Annotated in this window: 15 protein-coding genes and 1 pseudogene; 14 read left to right on the top strand and 2 right to left on the bottom strand. The window is 59.5% G+C overall.

The window, feature by feature from the left end:
- Positions 1-334 precede the first annotated feature (334 nt).
- From HWY45_RS14115 to HWY45_RS36605, 13 genes and pseudogenes are all read left to right on the top strand, one after another.
- A complete protein-coding gene (locus HWY45_RS14115) occupies positions 335-1,714 on the top strand; it encodes a tyrosine-type recombinase/integrase (protein ID WP_059882071.1) in 1,380 nt (459 codons plus the stop codon).
- A gap of 62 nt (positions 1,715-1,776) precedes the next feature.
- The gene (locus HWY45_RS14110) at positions 1,777-2,685 is read left to right on the top strand and encodes a hypothetical protein (protein ID WP_150998988.1); all 909 of its coding nucleotides are present in this window, start codon (positions 1,777-1,779) and stop codon (positions 2,683-2,685) included.
- Between the two features lie 239 nt (positions 2,686-2,924).
- Positions 2,925-3,179, top strand: coding sequence for a helix-turn-helix domain-containing protein (locus tag HWY45_RS14105; RefSeq protein ID WP_230950991.1), 255 nt, complete (start codon positions 2,925-2,927; stop codon positions 3,177-3,179).
- A gap of 1 nt (position 3,180) precedes the next feature.
- Positions 3,181-4,566 carry a DUF3987 domain-containing protein gene (locus HWY45_RS14100; protein WP_059882015.1) on the top strand — a complete coding sequence of 462 codons (1,386 nt, stop codon included), beginning with the start codon at positions 3,181-3,183 and terminating at the stop codon, positions 4,564-4,566.
- Between the two features lie 214 nt (positions 4,567-4,780).
- Entirely contained in the window at positions 4,781-6,043 is a 1,263-nt protein-coding gene (locus HWY45_RS14095; protein ID WP_081069769.1) for a YagK/YfjJ domain-containing protein, read from the top strand.
- 240 nt (positions 6,044-6,283) lie between these two features.
- Complete coding sequence (locus tag HWY45_RS14090) at positions 6,284-6,643, top strand: hypothetical protein (protein WP_059882011.1); 360 nt, start codon at positions 6,284-6,286, stop codon at positions 6,641-6,643.
- A gap of 319 nt (positions 6,644-6,962) precedes the next feature.
- On the top strand, positions 6,963-7,775 hold the full coding sequence (locus HWY45_RS14085) for a DUF2971 domain-containing protein (RefSeq protein ID WP_150998984.1): 813 nt from the start codon (positions 6,963-6,965) through the stop codon (positions 7,773-7,775).
- Between the two features lie 25 nt (positions 7,776-7,800).
- Positions 7,801-8,348 (top strand): annotated as a pseudogene (locus tag HWY45_RS14080) (transposase); the annotation flags it as partial.
- A 162-nt stretch (positions 8,349-8,510) separates the two neighbouring features.
- A complete protein-coding gene (locus tag HWY45_RS14075) occupies positions 8,511-9,170 on the top strand; it encodes a hypothetical protein (RefSeq protein WP_059882007.1) in 660 nt (219 codons plus the stop codon).
- Between the two features lie 207 nt (positions 9,171-9,377).
- Positions 9,378-11,300: a hypothetical protein gene (locus HWY45_RS14070; RefSeq protein ID WP_150998981.1), complete on the top strand. Its 1,923-nt coding sequence runs from the start codon at positions 9,378-9,380 to the stop codon at positions 11,298-11,300.
- Between the two features lie 143 nt (positions 11,301-11,443).
- On the top strand, positions 11,444-12,706 hold the full coding sequence (locus HWY45_RS14065; RefSeq protein ID WP_150998978.1) for a hypothetical protein: 1,263 nt from the start codon (positions 11,444-11,446) through the stop codon (positions 12,704-12,706).
- On the top strand, positions 12,703-14,712 hold the full coding sequence (locus HWY45_RS14060; protein WP_059882000.1) for a phospholipase D-like domain-containing protein: 2,010 nt from the start codon (positions 12,703-12,705) through the stop codon (positions 14,710-14,712). Before HWY45_RS14065 ends, HWY45_RS14060 begins: the two co-directional genes overlap by 4 nt.
- 2 nt (positions 14,713-14,714) lie before the next feature.
- Positions 14,715-18,218, top strand: a complete 3,504-nt coding sequence (locus HWY45_RS36605; RefSeq protein WP_196483067.1) for a DEAD/DEAH box helicase — start codon at positions 14,715-14,717, stop codon at positions 18,216-18,218.
- 363 nt (positions 18,219-18,581) lie between these two features.
- Here the strand turns inward: HWY45_RS36605 and HWY45_RS14050 are convergent, their stop codons facing one another.
- Both HWY45_RS14050 and HWY45_RS14045 read right to left on the bottom strand, forming a co-directional pair.
- Positions 18,582-20,501 carry a UvrD-helicase domain-containing protein gene (locus HWY45_RS14050; protein WP_059881997.1) on the bottom strand — a complete coding sequence of 640 codons (1,920 nt, stop codon included), beginning with the start codon at positions 20,499-20,501 and terminating at the stop codon, positions 18,582-18,584.
- On the bottom strand, positions 20,498-22,522 hold the full coding sequence (locus tag HWY45_RS14045) for an ATP-dependent nuclease (protein ID WP_059881995.1): 2,025 nt from the start codon (positions 22,520-22,522) through the stop codon (positions 20,498-20,500). Before HWY45_RS14045 ends, HWY45_RS14050 begins: the two co-directional genes overlap by 4 nt.
- Before the next feature lie 199 nt (positions 22,523-22,721).
- Between HWY45_RS14045 and HWY45_RS14040 the strand changes: the two genes are divergently transcribed.
- Complete coding sequence (locus HWY45_RS14040) at positions 22,722-24,380, top strand: hypothetical protein (RefSeq protein WP_150998975.1); 1,659 nt, start codon at positions 22,722-22,724, stop codon at positions 24,378-24,380.
- The last annotated feature ends 150 nt before the right edge of the window (positions 24,381-24,530 follow it).

Raw genomic sequence — 24,530 nt, 5'->3', positions numbered from 1 at the left:
CGGACGAACCAACGAAAGGTCACAAGGAAATCGGCGCGGGCGATATCGGCGGCGATCATGGGTTGCCGCATGCGACGCCGGAAAAGGAAAAGGCCGGTCAGCTTGCGCTGACCGGCCTTTGAAATTCCTGGTGGGGCGTGAGTGACTCGAACACTCGACCTACGGATTAAGAGTCCGAGTGTTACGACATCCTTTAATGTGGATCGACATCCGTGTAGGCAGGCATGGCCCTTGTCAGGAAAGGATTTTAGGCCGAATCCACGGATTTTTCATGTTGACCGATATGGTCTAATTTCCCTAGTATTTGCCTACATGGTGCCTACACGGGGAAATGGTGAGCAAGCAGAACTTCACGGCGGCGCGGGTCGATAGCTTCGAGTGCGAGCCCGGCAAGCAGCAAACAATCTACTGGGACGCGAAGACGCCGGGCTTCGGGTTGCGCGTGACCGCCGCAGGCGCGCGAGCATATATCTTCGAGTCCCGCCTGTTCGGCAGGACAATCCGGATGACGATCGGCGATGCACGGGCATGGGATCTCGGGCGGGCGCGTACTGAAGCTGCCCGCCTGAAAACGCTGATCGACGATGGTAAAGATCCGCGCGAGGTGCGGGCAGAGCAACAGGCCGCGCACGAAGCGCGTCGCGCCGAGGCGCGACGGCAGGACGCGACATTTGGCGTTGTGTGGGACGAGTATGTAGAGAGCCGGAAGGCGTTCTGGGGTGAGCGTCACTACCGCGATCACATGCAGCATGCAGATGAAGGAGGGCAGCCAAAGAAGCGCGGCAAGGGTGTAACGCAGCCCGGCCCGTTGGCGGCGCTCCGCCCCCTGAAGCTATCTGAGTTGAGCAGTGAACGGATCGCCGAGTGGCTCACCGCCGAGGCGCGAGAGCGGCCGACCATGTCGGCGCTGTCATTTCGGCTGTTGCGCGGGTTCATCCGGTGGGTCGATGACACGCCGACTTACAAGGGCATTGTTCCGACCGATGCGTACAAGGCCCGCGACGTTCGCGATGTGGTCCCGCGCGTCAAGGCGAAAGATGGCGACTCATTGCAGCGCGAGCAGTTAAAGGTCTGGTTTCGCGAGGTTCGCCAGATTGCTAACCCTGTTCATAGCGCTTACCTGCAAGGCTTGCTGATCACCGGTGCTCGCCGTGAGGAGTGGGCGGGGCTACGCTGGGTGGACCTCGATTTCCGCTGGCGGAGCATTGTGCTGGACGACAAGGTGGAGGGAACGGGAGGAAGGTCCATTCCGCTGACTCCATACTTGGCGACTCTGCTGATGAATCTCAAGCGACTGAACGAGATTCCACCGGACCGCCGGCAACTGGCACGCCTAAAGGAGCGGGGGGAAGAGTGGGCGCCGTCAGAGTGGGTCTTTTCGAGTAAAACGTCGGAAGACGGCAAGATCGCAGAGCCGCGCATCGCGCACAACAAGGCGCTCGCTGCCGCCGACCTTCCGCACGTCACCTTGCACGGACTTCGCCGCTCATTCGGGACGTTGTCGGAATGGGTAGAGGTTCCCGTGGGCGTGGTAGCGCAGATTCAGGGGCACAAGCCGTCGGCGATCGCAGAAAAGCACTATCGCCGTCGTCCCCTGGATCTGCTTCGCAAATGGCACGATAAAATCGAAGCGTGGATGCTGGAGCAGGCCTGTATTGAATTCCAACCCGGCCAAGTGGCGGAAGCAACTTTGGCGCGTTCTCTCGTTGTCTGACGATACGGCTTCCAGGCAGATCCGCATCCGAAGTGATCCATACAATCGAAATGAAGTCGACGATGACATCGCGTATCCCCGAAGTCCAGCGTGCCGCCAAACCGTTGCTGCGAGAACAATTGCCCCAAAAAGCGTACATGACGCTGAACGAGGTCATCGATTTCCTTGCTCAACACTACGTGGAGATCCCCGAGGATGTCGCGAAACAGATCGAAGATTTTGTTCGCACTTGGCTCAACGATCCAGGGCGGCATCCGTTCGCACATCACCTTCCCCCGACAAGTACACTGGTGAACCTATACCGTCGTTGGGCCGCAACGAGTATCTTGCACTGGGAGTTGATGGAGTGCGAAAACGATGGCCCCGCGTGGCGAAACTGGTTGAGCACGGGCCAGGCCGTTCGGCTCGATTCTGACGGTACGACGAGAGCGACCGCCATGCTTGAATGCATCGTTCACGATTCGGCTCGACGGTTCGAGAGCTACCTCAATGGAACGCGACCGCTAGGACAAGCAACAGTAGTGGCCACGCCCCCACTCTTTAACGAGAAAGATCGCGAGTGGCTCGATTGTCTCGGTTTTGACACCAAGGCGATGATCGACTTTCTGTCAGCAGATTCCTCAACACAGGACGAATACGGCACTGAGCCGTCATGCATTTCGACTAGCTTGGCAGTTGCTTGGTTTGCCCCGAAGAAACACATGACCAAGGCCGAATTCGCGCGCTGGAAAGAAACCTTTTCAAATCCCCCCAAGAACTTGAAGGAAACTGCTCAGAAATCCCAAGGCCAAGGTAAGGAGGCGCTCTGGAACCCTGTGCAAGTTGCTCTGTGGTTATATGGCAACCGCAAGGGAAATTTTTCGCTACGCATCTTGGATGACATTTTTGAGCGGGAGGCTGCGTCCGAGTGGAAGGGGCGCTGGGCCGCAGAAGCTCAACGTATCAGAAATACGCCGGGGTTCGCGGGCTAACAGTCGGTACCGTCGAAGCAGCAAATACGTCCCATCCGTGTTCTAGAACTTACCGCTCACTTCCCGTTGACGACGGCATAACTTATTGTTTTTAGATGGAACCTCTTCCCGCGTTGAGGCGGGGAGTTTGCGTTGCCGGAAGACTTCACTCCGCGCTTGTTACGGAGTCGAGGTCTACCGGTCTTGGGTGGGACTCATCTCTATACGGCGCGATCCTTATCCGCAATATGGAGAAAGTAATGACGAGTGCCATCAATACGGTCGGCTTGCAAAGCCACCGCCCGGGGGATTTCTCCCCGCGTCCGAGCGCCTACACGGGTCGCGAGTACCTCACCACGGAGGAGGCGGCCGAGCTCCTCGGTCTGCGTCCGCAGACGCTGCGCAAAGCTTACTCGAGCGACGGCTGCTACTTCTCGGTGGTCCCGAAGAAGGCCGTGAATCGCCGGTTGTACTGGAAAGCTGATGCGGTTCGCGCGCTGATCGAGGGCGTCTAACATGGATTGGGACCTCTCCAATAACAACGAACAACTGTCCGACTTCCCGCTTGACGTCCTTCCGCCGAAGATGCGCAACACGGCGGACGGCCTGATTCACAGCGGTGGGCATCCCGCGATCAGCGGCGCGTTGATCTGGCACTACACTTTGCTGTGCGCGCAACCGCTGTTCGACGGCGAGATGCCTCACGGCGGCATCGTGCCGATCAACAGTTTCGTCTATATCAACGCTGTTTCCGGCTCGGGCAAGACCGTGTTGCGCGAAGCATTGGAGCAGCCGTTCATCGATTGCCAACTGGCGTGCGAGATGAACGATGCAACGGCAGCGCGTCAATACGAGGCTGCCGCGCCGTCGTGGGGCTTACCGATCAACGTGACTGGCAAGAAACCCAACAGCAGCGGGCCGATCTACGCGACGAAACTGCTGACGGATCTGACGCCTGAAAGCATCGCGGATCAGTTCATGCAGTGTCGCTCGCTCGGCGTGTCCGACGATGAAGGCCAGGTGTTGACGGCATCGTGGTTCCGTCGCAGCGTGCCGGCATACATCCACATGATCGACGGCCACGCGCAGGTGCGCTCGCGCAGAACGACCGGCTCGCAGACGATTATCGGCTCGCGCGGGAGCATCCTGGTTTCGGTACAACCCGAAGTGACGGCTGCCTTCGATGCGCGTCACGGCCGGCTCTTCCGCCAGAGTGGCCTCGCTCCCCGTGGTTTGATGGTTCAGGTTCCCGCAAGCGCACCGCGCTTCATGGACGTGGACAATCTGCCGGTCCCGCCGAAGCTCGATGTGTGGCGTGAACAGGTCACGGGTTTCTTGGGTGAGGCGATCATCCGGGCCCGGTACGGCATGATGACGCGACATGTGATCCGCAGCACGCCGCAGGCGAAACGCTGCGCGGCAGCTTTGCATAATGAGTACCAGCGCCGCAGCATCTCGGGCGGTGACCTCGCGGAACTGCCGGAGCATGGTCTGCGCCAGATGGAGCGCGCGACAAAGCTTGCGGTCGGAATGCACGTGCTCGAGGCTCTGCCGGGTGATGTGAGCGGCGAAACCATGGAGCGCGCGGCGCAGATGGTGCGGTGGGGCACGGAGCACTACAAGCACCGTTTCATACCCAAGCCGAAGGTGCCCGCTGCCGAGCTGCACGCACAAACGCTGCATCTCCGGCTGACCGCACTCGTTAAGAATACGCGTCAGCGCGAGTTCGAACTGCGCGGGCTGGTGGATACCGCGCCGAATATCGGCTTGAGCGCGAGCCAGGCTAAACGAGCGTTCGACTTCCTTTGCAACAAAGGCTACGCCCGCTACGCCAAGTTGGGCAACAAGACGTGGGTAGAGCTGTCGCCGGAGCAGTACCCGCTAATCCGTTTCCGGAGCTGACTATCGTGTCCGCAGCCTTGCCTGCGGACGTTATGCCGCATGCTTGAGACCCGGTTGCAGCGGAACGTTTCTGTATGCGCGCTTCAGTGCGGGATCTTCCGTAATGACGGATGCGCATACAACTTTTGTTCCATCGTAGCGGCCCATTCTGCGATCGCGGTGTTCTGGTTATTAATGAGATATAGAGGTATTAATAATTAACCAAGGATAGCGAATGTATAACTCTATCGAAAACGAAGATGATGATCGTCTTAATGACGATGATGGTGCTCGCGTTGAGCGCATACCGACCAACGGCGACGGTAAAAAACATATCGGCGACAACGTGGCCGGTGACGGTTGCGAGTCCGACATCAGCGACGCAACGCGACTGGATCGACGCCTGAACACGATGCGTATCAAGGACGGCACGACCGTGTTGTTGCCCAGTTCGCACGACGCGTTGCCGATGCTTGACACCCTCGCGCGAATGATGCTGAAGGATGACAGGCCGGCGTTCACGGTCCGTTACGAAGGTGGCAGGAAGCGGATGAAGAAGGCATCGAAGTTGGCCGACTACATCGTGGCACTGCGCAACGTTGCGTCTATCTATTCGAGTACGTTGACGTACCCGCCCCACATCGAGACGCTTCTGCAGCTTTACCGTGTACATCCGGTCAGCTACTGCGCATGCGTCAACCCGTGGCAGCATTTCGACGCGGACCGTCTCGAGGGCGAAGTGATGGAAGGGTTTCGACTCGCGTACCGAGAAGAAGCGGACCGGCAGGGCACGAGAAAGAAACTGGACGACTGGGATCGCCGATCGGAAACCAACCTCGCGCGCTTGAAACAGTACGTGAACGCTTTGTTCGACAACTGCGCGCGGATCGTGACGGTGCGGGTGGACTTTTACCACCACGCTGCAATCATCGATCCGGCCGAGGTGAACAAGATCTTCAAACAGGCAGAAGATGCTTCGGCGAAGGATGCCGCTGCGTACCGGTCTGGTAACAACGAGGAAACGGTTGGTGACGCCTTGGCACGTGTCGATATCAAAGAGGTGATGCGTGACCGTGACCGGCTGTTTGCGAACATGCGTGGCAAACCGTCGTTGTTCGAGCATATGGTTGGGCACGTGTGGCGCATCGAATACTCGCGTGTCGGTGGCTACCACTTGCACTGCGCATTGTTCTTCGATGGCTCGAAGGTGAAGCAGCACGAGTGGCTCGCGCAGCAGATATGCGACTACTGGCGCGATGTGATCACGAAGGGCCGCGGATACGCGCACAACTGCAACCGTAACCGGTATCCCGACTACGTGCTCGGCCCGACCGACTACTACGACGTCGACAAGCGCGAGCGGCTGCTCAAACGCCTCGCCTACCTCGCGAAGGAAGAGCAACTCGTGTACGCGAAGCCGACGGAAAAGTGCAAGCTGTTCGGCACGGGTCGCTTGCCGCAACCGAAGGGTACCGGTCGCAAGCGTAAGAAGGAGTGACGCCGACGCATGCCATCGAAGCTGGTCGGGGCGAAAAGATCGCCCTGATCTGGCGCGCGCGGGCTGTTGAGCACGATATCGGAATTGGTTCCTCTCCCGATGCAGCAAGGCTTTCCGAGCACCTTGCACAACTTAGGCTCTCGTGACGTACGCCAGATTTATTGGCGGTCTGGCGATCATCGGGCTGCGTCCGGCGTTGCTGCATGCAAAGTGCAAATTAAAATTCTACGAGGTTAAAACATGGATATGGGAAACGGGTTCGCCCGTAGCAAGACGCGGTTCGGCGGTGCAATCGACATTGAATCGTTGAAAACCGGTTTGCGTCAATTGCAACCGACTCGTAAGCCGACCAAGATCGGCGTACTGCGTGACCTCCTGGCTGTCATCGACGAGATGCTCGATGAGGGCGTGACGTACGCGGACATCGCCGATTTCCTGTCGAAAAAGACTGGTCTCGAGTTCAAGGCCAATCCGCTCAAGAGCATGTTGTCGAAGTTGCGCAAGGAAGCACAGGTGTTGGAGGAGCGTCAAAATTCCGATTCGAACGATACGGGTGGGTCGACTGAAGCCATTCCGACCAATGCGTCCCATAACGTGTAGGTTTCCTTGCAGTACCGCTTCGTCACCGGCGGATAACGTTGCCATGACGGGACGTTACCCCTTGATTGTGTAAACGGAAGCGCGTCAGCCCGATTCAAGGTGTGGGCGGGCTTTGCTGTTGTGTCGGCGCACGAGCATCAACGAGTGGTGGTGGGCTGGCGGGGATTTCCCCGTGCTAGCTCGATAACGTAACGGCGGAGCCGGACGCCAATGGAATTTACGTACCTTCACGAGCAGATATACCGTTGGCGCCGCCGACCATCCACAAGCCCCCCATCACCTGGTTAAACTAGCAGGTGGTCACTCGTCGAGCCTGAAAATGCCAGTCACGACTGCAGCACAGAACGGTGTCCGATATTTGCACCACTACCAGCGCTTTTCGGGCGACTGGCCGGGGTATCTGGAGCAGACCCTGCGCGACCGGGTAATTTACATGCCATCTCCGTCGCGATTTAACGACCCATGGGACTGCCGGCCGTGGTTCGATCTTGACACACTCGACCGGCCCTCCGTCCGGGACGAACACATCGCGTGGTTCTTAGCACGAGCAAACTCGCCGCAACCGGGCGATGCAGAAGAAATGCGAACGAGACCGGGGCTGCTGAAAGAGATGGTGACGCAATGCTCGCATGGTCTGGCCGAGCAGATTGACGCCGAGTATCGCGTCTATTGCCTGACACCAAGCGATGACAACTTGCTGATGTGGTCGCACTACGCAGAGAACCATACGGGCGTGTGCCTCCAGTTCGATGCACGCGCGGAGCCCTTCGTGAGTGCATTCAAGGTCTCATACCGCCGGGTCCTGCCGAGGAGCACTCTACCTGAGGACGGAAACGAGGCGATGGTCAAGGCGCTTCTCACCAAGTCCGACGTGTGGAACTACGAGCACGAGTTTCGCATCGTCGCGAAAGATCAGCGAGCCCCGTCGGAAGGCGTACCGACTGCGGTTAACGGGTTGGTGCGGATCGCGGAAACTGCGCTAGTGCGCATCACCGTCGGATGTCAATGCACTGAGGCCGACCAGATCGTGGAGATGGTCCAACGGTATCAGCCGCGTGTGAGCGTCCGGCAGGCTAACCGCCATCCGCATCGCTATGGTATCGGCTACACCACGCTTCACGATGGACAGTGAAACCGACTGCTGCGCCGATCAGCCGCGCAGCAACGAAACGCATGAATCGAAGAGCGACGGTGACAGCCCCCCGTACCGAAAGCGCAACGTGGCGCCAGCGCCGACGAGCTATCTCGGGCATGTGCTGACCGACAGTCGGCACGGTCTGGTGGTCAATGTACGGACCAGCGAGGCGAACGTCCGAACTGAACGCGACGTTGCCGCCGAGATGTTGCAGGACGTTGCGCTACCAGGTCGACGCATCACAGTCGGTGCCGACAAGGGTTACGACACGCGCGGGTTCATCAAGGCAAGCCGGGACGCGAACGTGACGCCGTATGTGGCGCGGAACGCGAAACGCAGCGGCGGCAGCGCGATCGATAAACGCACTCTCGGCACCCGGGCCACGCGCTGAGCCAGCGCAAGCGGAAATGCATTGAGCAGTGCTTCGGCTGGGGCAAGATGATAGGCCCGCGGCGACAGATCATAGTTCGTGGTCGCGAGAAAGTGGACCAACTGCTGACCCTGATGATGGCGGCCTACAACCTCACGCGGTGGATATCGCTGGTCGCATTGCGCCCGCAGAGCGCCTGAGGTACCGGTTTGTGGCGGCGGCAAGTGGAGCATCGAGGATGATGATCTGGATGACTTGCAGCAGCTTTATGTACCTCGTGAGTGTGGGATGGGTAGCTGCGCTACGAATTCTGCGGCAAAATCGCCAGTTGGACTGTTGTCGAACCTTTCGATCGCAAAGTCATGCCGCTCACTCCGTCTCAAGTCGATTGCTTACGCGCTGCTGTTTCCCATTACGCGTTCCCGCCGGCGCACTTCGATTTCGCGTCGAATGCGCCGGTCACGGGATTGACAATGGACCAAGTTGAGGCGCGAATTCGAAAAGATCTGCTCAGCGAAAATGGGGTGAAGGACGGCTTGTCGAATATTCTCTACTGGGGATTTGCCCAGATGGGGGGATTGGCTGAGGTACGAGTCTCACGTTTCCGCTCTTCCGTAACCGAGGAGCAGCTGGTGGCCGCTTCTAGGTTGTTCTCGTCCACCCTGCAGCCTGCGCTTGTGGACATTGCGCGTCTCGAATTGCCGCAATTCTCGGGCGTCTCCTTCGTCAGCAAGGTACGGATGTTTCTCGACCCTGACATGTCGGCGACGCTCGATCGGCAGATCATGCAAATCCATGGTGTTCGTTCAACAACGGTTCTGGCTGCCGTCCGCCAGTCGACTACCACAATCCCCGTGACAAAAGGGAATTCGGAAGCCTATGAAGCGTGGTGCACTCGGCTGGCTTGCATCCGGGATACCTACCTCCCTAGTCTCCGCGTCGTGGATGTTGAGCGGGGCTTCTTTCAACTGATCCAATCGGAACGCGTGGAACTCGCTGCGCACATTCTCGCCGAGGCTTGAACCGACATCACAAATCGTTACTGTACGTGTGGGTTTAGGTCGGCAATGAGTGGGGGGCGAAGTTCGCGAATTTATCCGCTCGACGCCCGCGCCCCCTAGCGCGAAAACTGCATCAGGTCGGACGTCTGCCAAGGACGACAGATTAGACCTGTATGCTTTGCTAATCGAATTACACTTCAAACCATGCGGCACCAGGGGAGGGTGTGGATGACGATCATTACTTCGCCGGTGGAACTGTGGCGCCATCTGTGCTCCAGTGCTGGGCTGGAACTTCGACTAAAGGGTGGGCGCCCAGGCAGGGATGCCGACGTCGAAGACGCATTAAGGTCGGCGTTGGCGGTGCCGGATACAGCTCTGTCATTGGACGCTTGGCTGATTTCGGACGCCGCCTTGTCCGACGCCACGATAAGCACCGAGCAGTTACTGATCGAAGTGCTGAAGAGCCAAGGCGGATTCGCCCTGATGATGCAAGACATCCTGGATGTCTTGATCACAGCCGAGGCACGTCACGCATCGCACCAACTGAGCGTCGAATTCAAGTTCGACGACGTCACCGACCCAATCAAGAGCACGCTTGAGCAGTTCAGGGAAGCAGTACATCGCACGCAGCGCGTGTTGGAAAGGCGGCCAGAGCTGCCAAACGACAATCTGATGTGGCCGCTTTCAAAAGTTCTACGCAGCTTCGTTATGGCCTTCCCGGAGAGCCCGCCTCCAGACTTTCCTCCCGTCTCCGCGATAACTTCCACCGGTCACACAGGGATCGACGAACAGTTGACATGCCTAGCTCGGCTGGTGTCCGATTTCAGAGCGCTCTGGCGGCGCCACGGTACGACTCGGAAACAAGTGGGCGATGCTGCCATTGCTTTGCCCTATACCGACCCAGATGTACAGGTGTTGCGTGGACAATTGCTCGCTGCGACCGATTATTGGGATGTCGGCGTGCTGTTAGGGGCGCAAGAGATCTCAAGGCGGACGGTTTCGGGGCAACTCCATCCCGAGGACGTATTCGAGAAGTTGACCGAAGCGCTCAGTCCCATCGAATGGGCCGAAGTCTGGGTGGAACACACCATCCATGAACTACTCGACGTGCTGAACCTACCGGCTTGGCGCCGCCGGCACGAGCTGTATTCCGTTTGGGTTGGCACGCGGATGCTAAAGGTGGTCGAACGCGTGGCGCCCGAGATGCATTTTCATCCCATCGACGGTGTGCTCTCCTTCGAATTCGGCGGTAGCCGTCTGGCTACGTTCAACTGGGACAACAAGCAGTTCGATATCTGGGCAGAATTGCGTTCCGCTTTGGTGGGGGGAAGCTCCAAGCGCAAGAAGGGCATACAGCCCGACTTCCGCGTACTGCAGGCGAATCTCTCGCAATCGGCCAATGCACAGACGACCTACGTGCTCGAGTGCAAGCATTACCTCAACGCCAACGCCTCGAACTTTGCCCAAGCGGCCGCTGACTACGCTCGTAGCTGCCCCAACGCGGTAGTTCACGTCGTCAATCACGGGCCGGCAGACGAGCCGGCGCTGAGTGCCGCGCTACCTGCCGAGTTGCAATCCCGCGCCCGGTTCATCGGCAACGCAACGCCGTTGCGAGAAGTCGCAAACCAGGCCCTAAGTAATGCCATCCGGGATGCCCTCTTCCCCGGCCTGCGCCTCCCGCGCGCGCTAAGCTCTTTGGCACCCCAGCCGGTCGCCGGCACAATCGTGCCCCCAATTGGCCCAGGCAGCGTGGGCTCCGTCTACCTCGAGTGGGACGACAGCCTGGACGACATGGATCTCGCGCTGCGCGTGATCGGCGCTGATGGGCAGGCCATCCAGTCCATCGACTTCCGCAATAAAGGCGCGCTCGACGCACCACCCTTTGCCCGCTTTGACACGGACGCTTTGCATGGCCCTGGAATTGAGCGCATCGACATCAGCGCTTGGCATTTCAGTCGGTATGAGTTGATCGCGACTAACTACTCGAAATCTGGGCAGATGACGCCTCTGGCACTGCACTGCAGCATCGTCACCGATAAGGGCGTGACTCAGTTGCGCTGCCCTGCTGGACTAGGGACAACATGCTATGAATGGAAAATTGCCGAGTTGATTGTCAGTAACGGCGTGCCTGCCGTTGTTTCGTGTGGTTGATAACGAATCGCCGTGATCTGCCATCGGTGGCGAGGCGGGTGTTGATCTTGCCGTGTTTCCGGGCGTCGCGTTCGAGGAGATCAGGCAGGCCGGCCATGCTGCAAGGGAATGCGAAAAGAACAAAGTCTAGGGGTGCGTAAGGAATGCGATTCACTGAGTACGTGGTACTTGAAAGTGCTGACAAGGCAATCGACCCATTGGGATTTCGTCGGCCAGCTGGCGCCTTGCAGGACATGTTGTTTCCGCAGTTCACGGTTTTGACGGTTCGCCCCGCCTACTTGAGTTCGCTGTGTGGCATTCTCGACAAGCTTGCCGACGAGACTTTTAAGGTGCAGCAACTTTCGCAAAGATTCCGCGCGCTCGAAATCTATTGGGGCATCGCTAACGCGTCGGTCAATTCGTCGGTCATCAATGTGACTAAATACCAACGTCTGCTTTGCGAGCAGGTCCGCCTGGACGGCATCCCCACGCGTCATCCGATTTACCAACGTCTTTCTTACGGCACGCTCGGTCACTATAGCAGTGCCGCACTGCGCTGGGGGCTCGTCGAGGCCGATGGACGCACACTCAGTCCGCTGGGCCGTGATCTCGCAGATGCGTTCTCGTCGCGCAACCGGGCGGGGCGGTTTCGTGACGCGCTAGCAAACTGGCAGGACAATCACGTTGTCTCGCAACGGGATTTCGAGCGCGCGGGCGAGTGCTACGGCCTCGACGCGCCGGCTTCGCGTGGGGAAAGCGAGATCTGGCGCCAGCTCATCGGCAACTGGTGCAAGAAAAATCCGCGCGTTGAACCATTGTGGCGTGCGCCGCCAGAATGGCAAACGTTGCAGGCAGGCTTTGCCAACTCCTCGGCTTATCAGACGTTCTGGACGGACGCACGCCAGCAGTACGACGGCCTTGCCGCCGAACTGACGGCGATGGCCCGCTTCGAGCGGCTCGCGGCGGCCACGCAATTCGTACTCGATCTGCACATCGCGTCGCTCGAATATGGCGACACGTTCCGGAATGTTCTGCCGCAGGGCGCGGATACCTTTGCGGCGGCCGTGACGGCACTGGCCGCCGCCTACTTCGCCGCGCCCGCCTTCCACGACTCGCGCCGCCTGTTCGCCAGCATCGCACAAGCAGCCGGTAACTTCGTAGCGTTGACCCGCTGCGTGGTCGATCACCACATCGATCATCAGACGGCGAAGGGCACCTCGCCGATCGTGAACCACGACGAACTGCTGGTGACCGGTCGCGTGAATCTCGACATGCTCAAAGCAGCCCTGGTGATCTTCGACAACGCATCAGACGGCGCGGCTGCCCGACTTGACGGCCTTCAATATCTTTATCGCCGCCAATGGCACTTTGAAAAGTGCCGCAGTTGGCACGACTGGGCGTTCCCGCAGACGGAGGCCATGCAATGACGGAGCACGTTGAATCGCTACGCGACTATTTCACGAGCGTATTCGAGTCATGCAACGAACGCGATAACGCGTTGCAACACGTGGTGGTACTCAGCTACGAGTTCGACGACCAGCAGGTGCTGAACCTCGCTCTGCGGCGCTCGCTGAGCGCGGCGCCCGAGGCGCGCACGTCGGACATCGCCGATCTGCTGCGCATTGTGCCGGTGATGATCTACGACGCGCGCAAGACGCGCGAGCACAACCAGTTGCCGCATTTCATGGAATTGCTGCCGGTGCGCGCGCAGCCGTGGACCTGCCATCACGCGAAAGCCTATTTGGTGGTCACGCAGCGTCAGGTGCATCTGGTGCTGGGCTCGATGAATCTGACGCGCACAGGGCTCTTCGCCAATCGCGAGGTATTCGACACCTTCACGTGGAGCGACAGCGGGAAAGGTGAAAAGGCGGACCTCGCCATACTGCGCGAGTTCGTCGAGGTGCTGGCGCGCGGCTACGCGTCGTTCGATTCGAGGCCACTGGCTACGGCGATAGAGTCGATCCGACAACGGCTGGAGCGCTGGGGCACTTCGGAAGACCAGGAAAGTGCCGTGCTGATCCATCAAGGCTACGAGGCGGCCACCGGCCTGGAAGCGCTCGCTCGCGCGTGGCGTAATGCATTCGGCGACGCGTCGCCGGAGCGCGCGATTGCCGTGTCGCCGTTCTTCGACCGCAGCGCGCAGGGCGCGGTGTTCGCACAGGATCTGAAGCGGACTTTCCCTTCTCTCAACGCGCTCGACGTCGTGACAGATGCGCCGGTCGCCCAGCATCTTTGCCGGGATCACTTTCGCGCGCTGCCGCGCACGCGATTGTTTCTGATCCCCGAAACTCTCACCGAGCGCGAGCGTGAGCGCATCACGCAGGCCAATCAACCAGCCGACCTCGCCGCGCTCGCGATCTCGCGTAAGCTCCACGCCAAGGTGTTGGTGCTATCGCGCGGCAACGAAGCGCTCGTCTATCTGGGCAGCGCCAACTTCACCCGCAAGGCATGGTGCGGTGCCAATCACGAAATGGGCGTAGCGCGTGTCCATCGCGGTTCGGTCGACAAGTTGTTCGGCACGATTTGCAATGGCCTGAGCGCGGAGCAGATCGACCGTTATCGTGATCTGCCGTCCAACACGCAGGACGAGATGCCCGAGTCCGAGGATGATTATCAGGACCAGCCCGATTACCCCGAGTTTGTGCAGAGCATTGAGCTCGTCGAAATGCCGAATTCGGAGTTGATGGCATTCGATGTACGCGCCGAGCCGCTCGAACTAGCGCAACTGGCGGACTACGAAGTTAGCTGGGGCGGCTTGCCGCTTCATTTCACGCATGGACGCTCGAATCCGCTCGATCAGTCGCAACTGATTGGCCGAATCATTGGCTCGCGCAACCTGAAGTTCGCCCGCCGCGGCGCGCCCGAACGCATCTACTACCTGCCGTTCCGGCATGCGGCCGCGCTGTTCGAGCAGCGCGAGCGCTATGTGCTGTCCACCGCGGAAGACTGGATGCTGCATTACCTCAAGGAGAGACTGCCGCTCGACCGTGACGCGGACGAATTCGTGCCGGGCGACCCGGGCATTGTCGACGACGACCCCGCCGCCGCAATTCACGCCATGCGTGAACGCAACATTGTGATTGGGATGCAGCAGCATCTGAATCTGTTTGTGCGCGTGCAGGAGTCCTTTCGCAGCCGCGCGGCGCAATGCCTGGAAGCACCGTTGGCAGAGCAGCCCAGCAGGTGGCGGGACGAGGTGGAAGAACCGCTCGCCGCTTTCGCCGACATTCTCTCGCGCGATGCAAAAGGCCGGCCGCAGTTCAGCACGGATTCATTGTTCAGGCTGGGTGAACTCGTGCTGTTCGCTCGCGAACTCGCCGCCGGATCGAGCGCGGGCCACGCGTTGTGGACGCGCCTCAAGGCCAAATTGCCCGCGCATCACCCTGTCGCGGCAGTCATGGAATATCTCAGCTTCTGCCACGAGAATCTCTGATCTTGAGTTCACAACGATACGATACGATTATTCGCGCGGAAGCTGAACGCACGAGCTTCCAGAAGGATTGGGAGCGCCAGCGCGATACAGCGCGCGAGTTTCTCATCCGCTTCGAGCAAGGCTTTGACACGCAGTTGCTCGCCGACGAGGTGGGCATGGGCAAGACATACGTCGCAATGAGCGTGATTGCCGCGCGCTTGCTGGGCGCGAGCCGCGCCAATGCGCGCGCGTTGCTGATCACGCCGTCGAGCGCCGTGCTGCGCGCGAAGTGGGAGCAGGAGTTGCGGAGCTTTTCGGCGTTCTATGTGAACGGGCAGGATCGGGCGCGCAAGCGTACCTTGCGTCCGCTCGTCGTGCATAGCTACTGGGAACTGATCGCGTGTCTTCACGCTTACAAGAACACCACCATCAGCCGCATCTGGCCGGAAACGACGTGCTGCATCTTGCAATCGATTTACGAATGGGCGCGCCAGAACAGGTACCTATCCCGGCGTAGCGCATTCGTGCGCTTGGAGGGCTTCGATGAAAGCTCGAAGAAGGCACTGGAATTCGCCTCTGAGTATTCGCAGACCGGCTGGTTCAGCTACCTCGACGAACTGAAGGCTACGCAGGATCAGGCCATGCGCGCGCATCTCGTCGCGCTGTGCACGGACGACAGCCAAGGTGCCTGCAACTGGTTCAAGGACGCATTCAAGGCATTCGCGGCCAAGCAGGAAAGGTATTTGCCCAACGTGCTGATTCTGGGCATGTCGTCGCTCGACCGGCCGCGAACGGATCAAACCGAAACGCGGCGCTTCAGCACTTTCGTGCTTGGCGTGCTGGTGACGGGTCTGCATGAGCATACTCGTGAGGCGCTGCTGAGTTCGTTGCGCAAGGCCAACATCTTGCTACCCAAAGTCACCACAGAGTCGCTCAAGGAGCTGGCGTCAAGTGATCTGTATCGCACCCGAGATTGCGTCATCAGGGCGCGCGACGACGATCCGGACCTCAAGGAGCGCTGGTGGTCGTTGCGTGACGGGGCGGACGACAATTCGATCAGGAGCTTCTTCAAGGATCTGATGAACGCGGTGGTTCGGCAGAAGCTGCGGGAGTCCGGGATCGAATTGGCCGTGGTGGACGAAGTCCACAACTGGAAGGGCGGCAAGCACGGCGCGAAGGCGTTCAGCAAGACGTTCTCGCCCTCGATCCCCAACAAGCTGCTGCTGTCAGCCACACCGTTCCAACTTGAAGAGCGCGAAATGCGCACTGTGTTCGACTTCGCGACGGACAGGAACGGTGCAACGTATGGCGTACTGGATGCCATTTATCGCCCGAATGGCGAGGTTGCCAACTGCCTGGGCGCAAACAAGACCTTTCAGAAGGCGTGGGACGCGCTCGCCGGTGACGACGAAAGTGTGGCCCGCCTGAATGCATTGTGCGAGGGCACGAACCCCGCGGCTATCGAACCGATGCTTGTCGAACTGATCGCCGATCCGGGCACGCGTCCGGCTTTGCGCGCGTTCAGTGAGGCCGCCGTGGCCTATCGCAAGGCCGTGGATCGACTCGCGGCCTTGCAGCGCCAGATTGTGATTCGCCATCTGAAGCCGCGCGGACATCGCTCGTTTCACGCCGGGCAAGATTTCGGCACCGGTCCGGCGGTACAACGCACGATGCTCTACGACGTGGAAGGCATGTCGCGCGATAGCGATGCTTTCATCCATTTTCTGGCGATGCGGCTTGATCAGCAGACGCGCGCGGCGGACGGCAAGCGCGATGTGGCCAATGCGCGCCTGATGAGCGGGCTGACGTCGAGCGTGAGGGCGTTCGAAAGCAGCGCGGCCGTAGCGGCCCAGCAAAAGCGTGTCGTTGGCGCTGAAACGGCGAAGTACATGGCGATGTTCCGGCGTGCGCTCGGCATGAGCGAACATCCGAAAGTCAGCGCGACCGTCGACCGGGCTTTGAGCAACTATCAGAACGGCCGCAAGACGCTGATCTTCTGTGAACGCGTGGAAACGCTCAATGAGATCGGTGCGATGCTGCAGTCGCGGATCAATCCCACCGAAACCACGGAACTCGACTTGCGCGCGAAGCGCAAGAACCTGCTCGAGGAGGCCGCGTTCGTGGACTTGCCGCTGGCACGCATCTTCGCGCAAGCCTCGCAGCTCGAGGTGAACGAGATGGAGAGTCGGCTAACCGAATGGCGGCCCAAGGCGGTCGCATTCGCACTCGACTGCCTGGCGCGCTGCCGTGTGAGCGTGACCGAGCGACGCGTGTTCCGTTTGCTCGATCTGTGGCTGCTGGTTGAATTTGGCTACACCCTACGTGTGCGGAAGCCGGCCATGCGATTATTCAAACGGCTGCGTGAAATGGCAATGCAGGATGGTCAAGACCAACGCTGGCTCCGCACATCCTTTCTCGCGGCGGAGGGGGCGAGTGCGGAATCGGCGGAAACCGTCGAGGAACTGGTCAACCGTCACGCCGGGACTTTTTTCGAGCGTCCGCTGAATCTCTGGGACGGCGATGACACCGCTTCGTTCGCAACGAATCTGTGGGGGCTGATCGAGTCGGAAGCGAGCCTGCTCGTGGACGACGCCGACACCGAGGCCAACGCGCGCCTGGTCGCGCCGGGCTTTTTCGACACGGTGCTGGATATTCAGAAGGGCTTGCGCAAGGTGCTGCTGCGTCCGGACCTGTTCCGCACGTATATGGGGCCATTGCTGGCAAATTCATCGGATGATCCGCGCATGGCGGAGATCGTTCGCGCTGTCCATAGCGGCATGCGTGCGCCGCGCGGCACGGGTGAATCGATGTGGCGGCGCATGGTGCGCTTCCTGTTGAACCTGCGCGAAGCGAACGGCTCCATGAATACCGACGACCACACCAACACCCGCCGCCGCAGCTTGTGGCGCGGGGTCAACCTGCAGCGAAGCCGCGCCGGCGCGAGGCACGACGACGAAGTCAGCAACGATGCGAACGCGGACGACGACTACGCGGTGCGCTCGCTCGACGGCTCGGTAAAACACGACAGTCGCATCGTGCTATGTGCGGCCTTCAATTCGCCTTTGGCACCCGACATTTTGATTTGCACGTCGATCGGCTCCGAGGGCATCGACTTGCATCGCGAATGCGCCGAGATCATCCATCACGACCTGCCGTGGAATCCGGCACGGCTGGAGCAACGCATCGGCCGTGTCGATCGCGTGGGCAGTCTAGCGGAAGCAAGCCGGACCGATCAACCTGGCACCGGGCTCGTGCAGGTCGGCATACCGTTCCAGCAACTGAGCTATGAGCGCTTCCAGTACAGCGTGCTACTGGCACGCGCCCAGCGTTTCGAGGTGCTGCTCGGCAAGCCGGACTTCGCCGTGGATGCCCTGGACGAGGAAGAACTGAACGAGAAGGAGCAGGGTGGCGTGCTTGAGACCGTCACCGATCGTGACCTTACTCTGGAGACGCCGCCTCCCTGTTTGCCGGAAGAGTTGGCGCGCTGGTTCAGGGTCGATCTGTCGCTGCAGGTGGGCAGCGCTTAGCAAAGGGTAGCCTCGCGCCCCATCTGCACCACCACGTTGCGCAGACACCGCTCCGGTACAGGCCTTGCGGCCCCACAAGGACCTTGCGGTAGGTCAGAAGAAGCTGATCATTGCGCGGTTTGTAGGCGGCGCTGGCGTGGGGCCGACCTGCCGAGTGAGCCGACTGCTTGATCCTTGATTGCAGTCGGTCGCCATCGGCCCGGACGGGACGTTGGAGGAGGCAACGACATTGATACTGCGGCATGACTATTTTCAACTTCCCGTCGTGACCAATGAGGAAGATGTCCGATGTGGAATGCTCGGTCAGGTTCGTCCGGAATCGCCAGTCACGTTGGGCCGGAATACCCAGGTCGCCCACTGTCTTTAAGGCACGTGGGTGATGTCCCAGCCCTTGTCCGCCAACGCTGCGAGCGTTGGGGCATCCACCCTAGACTCGTTGGCCGCTAGGCACAGCAATTGAGTTGGCCTGGACATCGCGACGTACAAGTTCCGCATCTGCACTTGCTGGGTGGCCGTGAGCTTGTCGAATTTCTTGCCGATTCCTGCAATGAACGGCAGCGCCATCTGCAGGTCGAAGCGTCGGCTTGTGCCTCCATACGACTCCAGTACTAGGGACGCTGTGTGTGTTTCCCCCTTCATGCTGGCGACGGTGCCTAGGCCGTACGCCAGCTTGTGGCCAGAGTGCGATACGGTGCAAACCGTGGGCGGCTCGCCGTCTGCTTGCTCTTGTTCCACTGTAGGTGTACTGAAGACGTCGAGCTCAGCGAAGGTCTCAGGCGTCATTTCCGCCGGAAGAAAGGTAGTCAGATGCTCATACATCTTTGACGCAAGCGCTGCGTTCTCCTCGGGTGAGCGGAAGGAGGGAGGGGTTAGCGCCAGTTCGCGAATGAGTTCCTGCAGGTGCACCGCGTTACCCCGCTGTTCTCTCACCGTGCGGAGCAAAGCACGGCCGTCGCGCAGTCCGTCGGCAACCGGTGCTTTCGCTGCTCGCAGGACCAGCAATATTCCTCGACGAACATCGCTCGCGCGCTCAGCCAACGTGGGCTGGTGATGTGAGGCTGGCCGGCCTTGGAGGAGCACGTGCAGGTCGTCCTTGGACGACCTCTGCTGCGTTCGTTCGAAGGCCGGCCAGTAATCGCCCATATGGCGGCCGGGATCGACCTTCCCTTCGCCGCTTCGACGGGCGCACATCGCTCGGACGACGCAGTTCGTCAGCGCTGTCGGGTCGAAGCGCTCGACAACGAGTTCGCCAAACCGGAGAACGACTCGGTTGATGTTCGTCGTCTTGTAGAGCAGCAGAACAGGGTTGAACACGTCATCGGCCTCTCCGATCACGGGGAGCTGGCTCACGCGAATGCTAGCTACCGCCGCGGCGATGCGCTTGCCAAAGCGTTTGCTGGTACTGATAGTGCCATGGTCTGTTCGAGGGAACGTGGTCTTCGAGGCGTCGGGGTCCCCGGAGATGATTTTCTGATCGATGTCACCGAAGCGCTGCATCACTGACCGGCCATCGAAGAGGCGATTCAGGATGTCTTCTTGCTCCCACGATGTGTCTTGCATCTCATCGATGAAAACCATCGGGAAACGCCGGTGAACGACGTCCAACAGATGCGGGTGCCCCGCGAGGGCGTGCTCCGCATAGGCGAACATGTCTCGATGTCGAAAAACACCATCATTCGCAAGCTCTTTCTTCAATGCGACCATCTGACCGTAAGTGCGGGTGCTAGCGCTGGGCAGTGTCCCGCCTTCGGACATGACGTCCAGCGTCGCGTTCTTGAAGAACAGCGTAGTTATCAGTTCCTCTGCGTTTGGCTGGTTCCTTAACCAAGCGCGTAGCACGCTGTATCTATTGCTCATTGCCAAGGACCACGCGCGCTTGGCGAAGATACTGTCGTTAATCACGTCGATTCTGATATCTTGGCGCCGCAGCGCAGCCATTGCCAAAAACTGGTTGACGAACCCGTGGATGGTCCCAATGAAGTGCGGGTAGGTCAAAAGCCTTGAGCCCTCCACCGACTTGGCGAGCCGCCGCGTTATTTCCTCGCGCGCAACGTTGGTATGGCTCAGAATGCAGATGCCTTTGTGAGCATGAGGCCACTTTTTGGCGAGCAGCAGCAGCTTGGCCGCGAGCAGGGAGGTCTTTCCGCTGCCCGGGACCGCATTGAAGTCCTTAGAGCCGTTTTCAAGCAGCGCGGCTTGTCGCTCAGCATCGTCGAAACATAGGTCCGGGACGAACTGTGCCAGATGCCCCAGGTCGTTTGATTCCAGGAGCACTGATGTCATGCAGTAGCTCCTGCGTCTGCACCGGTTCCTGTAGGGACCACGGGGGCCGTCGATGCGACTGGAACGCTCGGGGCCGACAAACCGGTCGCAGCGCCGGGCGCGGCTGGCGCCGTGGTCAGATGAGCGAGCGCGTCTTGCAGATACTGAGGCAGCTTTTTAAAGAGTGTGTCACCCTCGCCGTATTTTCCCGACGCGAGCAACTGGGCGGCATACTGGGCGGCGATGGCCTTCGATGCCTTTTTCTCGAATAGCGGCTGATAGATGATGGACGCGAGTTTCTCAGCAGTGTGCTTTGCTGACTGAAGGGTACTCCATGATGCCTCGGCCGCAGCCTTGGCAAGTTTCTCATCCCCATCGCTGAGTTTCTCTCCCTTGGTCTCTGCCATTTCTGCGAGGGAGATGGCAATGTACATCACCTCGGCGCAGCCGCTGAGCGCGAGATCGTATTCCAGCGTCCAGCGGTCCGAAACGCACACGATGGTCTTGCCTCCCTGAGCTCGGTTCTTCTTGCGCTGAACGAGGTCGGCTATGTCTTGCGCATCGTAATCGGCCTCGAATCGCTTTCCCTTCTTTGGCTTTTCCACGTAGGTGCTGGCAACGTCCGGAACGATGTCGCGGTCAGTGAGGCAGACAACGGGGACCGGGTACTCAGGGTTTGGGTTCTGACGTTGTAGGACGCGCGCGTAGTGATAAAGGCCGGTATGCCCTACATTGACGAGGGAGACGCCATGTTTCGAGAACGACCGACCGCAGGCGTCCGCGAGTGTCGGAAGCAGAATCGCTTCAGCTGGCCCCTCGACCATCAAAACGCCGCGAGCGAAGAACAGGTTTGCTTTGGTGGCATCAATGAAGCGCTGCAAGAAGGAGTAATCAGTCTTCTGCAGCATCGTGTGTCCAGAGGACAAGGGATACGTCTGCCCTTTGTGTACCAGGGTCATTGTCTCGATGTCGGCGCTCGACACCAACGATGGGCTATGTGTGGTCATCACTACCTGAACGCGTCGCTTCCCGTCCATCGGTTCCTTGGAATGCTGCTTGAGCAGGTCCATGACCCGGTCTTGAAGCTGCGGATGCAAATGCGCTTCTGGCTCTTCGACGAGCAGCAGCGCGAGCTCATCGCCGTCACGAAGTAGGACCAACTCGGTTGCCATGAAGAGCGCATTGTTATAGCCGAGGCCTCGAACGCAGCGTTCGTCCGGATGAACCGATCCGCTTGGCAAAAGCGACAGTTCAAACTTCTCAAGGATGGGCGTCAGAGAGAGGTCGGGCGCGATTCGAATCCTCGATTCCAGTCGGTCACCCGTGAAGGAGAATTCGCCGAGGTAATTTTGGTTGATATCTTCCTGCACGCCCTTTATGACCTTGTGCTCGCCGAGGTGGTGCTGGGCGAATGCCATCAGCCCGACCAAATTCTCGGGCACCGTTCCGGGAGCGCTCTTCGAGAAATCGTTGACCTCTTGTCCGGCGATGTCGTTATGCGCGGCTAGGATTTGCGAGAGGCGGGACTGGCGGCCCGGCCGCAACTCGGCCTCTGCATCCCGAAGTGGGCGCAAGTAGGTTGCGCGGATAAGTTCTCGGACGGCATAGCCAATTTCGGGGCCGGTGCCATCTTTTCCCGCCCGTACGATGATGTCGACGCGGGCGCGCTTGGTGGCTTGTGCGGGAAAGAACTTGGCATGGAGGTGGACGATGAGTGAGCACGTGCCATCGTTCTCGAGAGTGAGCCACTCGAGGACGGCGCCCTGCTGCTCCTTTGACAGGTCACTCAGTGTAGCCTCAATGAACAAGCTTTGGGCCCTGAGAGAGCCATGGATATGGAAATCGTGCTCAAAGAGTCGAACGCTCTCGTAGCTCGTCGTGAGCAAAACTTGACGGATGGCGTCCACGATCCCCGATTTCCCTGCGTCGTTTTCCCCAACCAATATGTTCAGGCCGGGATTCAGTTCCCAGTTCAATTCGGGTGCGGTAGTGCCGTCGCCAAACACACGAAAGTTGCGTGCGCGAATGCGCTTCAAATACATGCTAACTTCCCCGGCAGATTCGTTGGTTCCTCGCCGTGCGGATGAGCACGGGCCCCGTAAGGTTGGTGTTGGTATCCAATGTTATCGCGAAGGAGCATTCCCCGAATAGGGTGCAGACCGAGATCGGCGTCCACGGCATCATCGGTTTTCTGGGACAATCGGACCTGCCTGACCTACAACCTTCGTTACAGGTAATCGCATGTCAGAAGTCGCTTCTCTTGTTCCGTTCGGCGCGTTTCATTCAGCCTGGTATTACCGAGATTTGTTCCTTCGTGACGAGACGAAACACGACAAATTTTGGTGTCCGTTTTGTGGGATTCAGGTATTCGCGATCCTGATCTACAAGCCGGCAGAAGAGGAGTTGGCTCGCAGCCCGCACTTCCGAGAGAAAGAACCACATCGGCACGGTTGTGACGGGAACCCTGCGAAAGGTGGCAAGCTACCGGTCGCCGAGGGGCCGGTAAGGAAGATCGAGAAACAGCTCTTCACTTTGCCAACGCGACTGATTGAGTATATAGCCCCCCCCGAACAGGCAAGCCGCCCGCGCCGCATCGAGCGGACGGCGGAGCCGTCCCCGGATGAAGTGAAGCGGCGTCGCGTTGATGCTGGCGATATGCACCAACGCGCCCGTTTCAGTGTGTCTTTGGTGCAGTCGCTTGCCGAAGCTCACCTCGGTACGATACGGCAGTCGTATCAATTGCGAGACAACAAAAAGTGGTCGGAAAAGCAGCGGCGTGATTGGATTAAAGCGGTGTTTAGCACCGAAATCGACCTACGCGGCGCATCGATGCGCTATGACCAAGCATTCCATGATCTATTTTTCCCTGTTCGATCTACGCCGCGAGTCTATTACGGCGAGGGTAGCGTGAGCGTCACGGACGAAGGGTATCGGATCGACGCCACTCGGCGTGGGAGAGCGGATGATCAAGACAAGCACGGCCGGCCGTTTCACGTGCGGATTCGGGCCGATCAAGAGCCGGCAAGCCAGCGGGGTGCGCGTCGCGAGCTGATCGCGCAACTGGAGCGCGCAGTGGAAAAAGGATTTTCGGTGAAGTGGTACGGATATGGTCAGCCGGAATCCGTCAAGGACTGGTACGAGCTGCGTTTCGACGAGGAAAACCTGACCGATTTGTTCGTCCGGCGCCAGTCGTCCAAGAAGGCTCAGCCAGTGCAGGAAGATTTCTCGCAATCTGCTCTTAATAAGCCAGACAGAGATGGGCCGATAGCCGAGAGCGGTTCGAATGTTGGCACCGAGAGGGCGTTCGAGATAACGCATGACGCGCGCGAGTCCGATCTGCCCATGCGCGTGACTGAATCGATCGCTAATGTGCGGTCGCCGGGGGCTGGGGTCGCACTGCTTCCGGGCCGTGAGCCGAATAAGGGAGTACAGGGCTTGCAGCCGCTTACAACGAAATCGGAAGCTGCGACAGTGTTGCGGCAGGCGGCGGTGCTTGCCGATGAGGCAGCAAACGGTGCGACAAAGCTCTCTGCAAGCGAGCTTGCTGCGGCGAAGCGACCGAGCGAGGCAAAATCGGATGCGCGGCGGCGAGCGTGGTTGGCCGCTGTGCAGAAGGAATACGATGCAATTGTGCTTGAGCAGATAAGCGCTGCAGCTACGCTCGTATCCGCGTTTCGGAATGATGCCCTGGCACCGCACCAGCAACAAAAGCCCTTACTGTGGGGACGAGCGGCGTGGAAGGAGCGGCTGGCCGAATTGGAGGCGCAAGATCAACGGAACGTGGCCCGGTGGGCACGTTTGAAAGAGCGACGATTGACGCCCAAGGAAACCGATTCAGCCATGCAGGAAGCGGAACGCCGAGCGCGGATGAATGGAGCCGATGATGTGACGGTTTCTTAGGTGCAGCTCGGATTTGATAGGCGCCGAAAAAAGTGCCGACCGGTGGTCCGGCCGGCAAAATCGGTTCCGACGAATCCGAGGGGCATGCCGGAACCGCTGTTGCACTATAGAACCGACCCTTGCCAGTCCGATCGGGCAAAAAAAATCGTG

The sequence above is a fragment of the Burkholderia stagnalis genome (assembly GCF_902830275.1).
Taxonomy (GTDB): Bacteria; Pseudomonadota; Gammaproteobacteria; order Burkholderiales; family Burkholderiaceae; genus Burkholderia; species Burkholderia stagnalis.
The sequence above is the reverse complement of the archived record's forward strand: the minus strand, read 5'-3'. Positions and strand labels throughout refer to the sequence as shown.

Coding starts and splice junctions, on each gene's coding strand:
- HWY45_RS14040 (WP_150998975.1), top strand. CDS start 22,722: ATGTCAGAAGTCGCTTCTCTTGTTCCGTTCGGCGCGTTTCATTCAGCC.
- HWY45_RS14070 (WP_150998981.1), top strand. CDS start 9,378: ATGACGATCATTACTTCGCCGGTGGAACTGTGGCGCCATCTGTGCTCC.
- HWY45_RS14110 (WP_150998988.1), top strand. CDS start 1,777: ATGACATCGCGTATCCCCGAAGTCCAGCGTGCCGCCAAACCGTTGCTG.
- HWY45_RS14105 (WP_230950991.1), top strand. CDS start 2,925: ATGACGAGTGCCATCAATACGGTCGGCTTGCAAAGCCACCGCCCGGGG.
- HWY45_RS14075 (WP_059882007.1), top strand. CDS start 8,511: ATGCCGCTCACTCCGTCTCAAGTCGATTGCTTACGCGCTGCTGTTTCC.
- HWY45_RS14100 (WP_059882015.1), top strand. CDS start 3,181: ATGGATTGGGACCTCTCCAATAACAACGAACAACTGTCCGACTTCCCG.
- HWY45_RS14085 (WP_150998984.1), top strand. CDS start 6,963: ATGCCAGTCACGACTGCAGCACAGAACGGTGTCCGATATTTGCACCAC.
- HWY45_RS14045 (WP_059881995.1), bottom strand. CDS start 22,522: ATGTATTTGAAGCGCATTCGCGCACGCAACTTTCGTGTGTTTGGCGAC.
- HWY45_RS14065 (WP_150998978.1), top strand. CDS start 11,444: ATGCGATTCACTGAGTACGTGGTACTTGAAAGTGCTGACAAGGCAATC.
- HWY45_RS14060 (WP_059882000.1), top strand. CDS start 12,703: ATGACGGAGCACGTTGAATCGCTACGCGACTATTTCACGAGCGTATTC.
- HWY45_RS14090 (WP_059882011.1), top strand. CDS start 6,284: ATGGATATGGGAAACGGGTTCGCCCGTAGCAAGACGCGGTTCGGCGGT.
- HWY45_RS14095 (WP_081069769.1), top strand. CDS start 4,781: ATGTATAACTCTATCGAAAACGAAGATGATGATCGTCTTAATGACGAT.
- HWY45_RS14050 (WP_059881997.1), bottom strand. CDS start 20,501: ATGACATCAGTGCTCCTGGAATCAAACGACCTGGGGCATCTGGCACAG.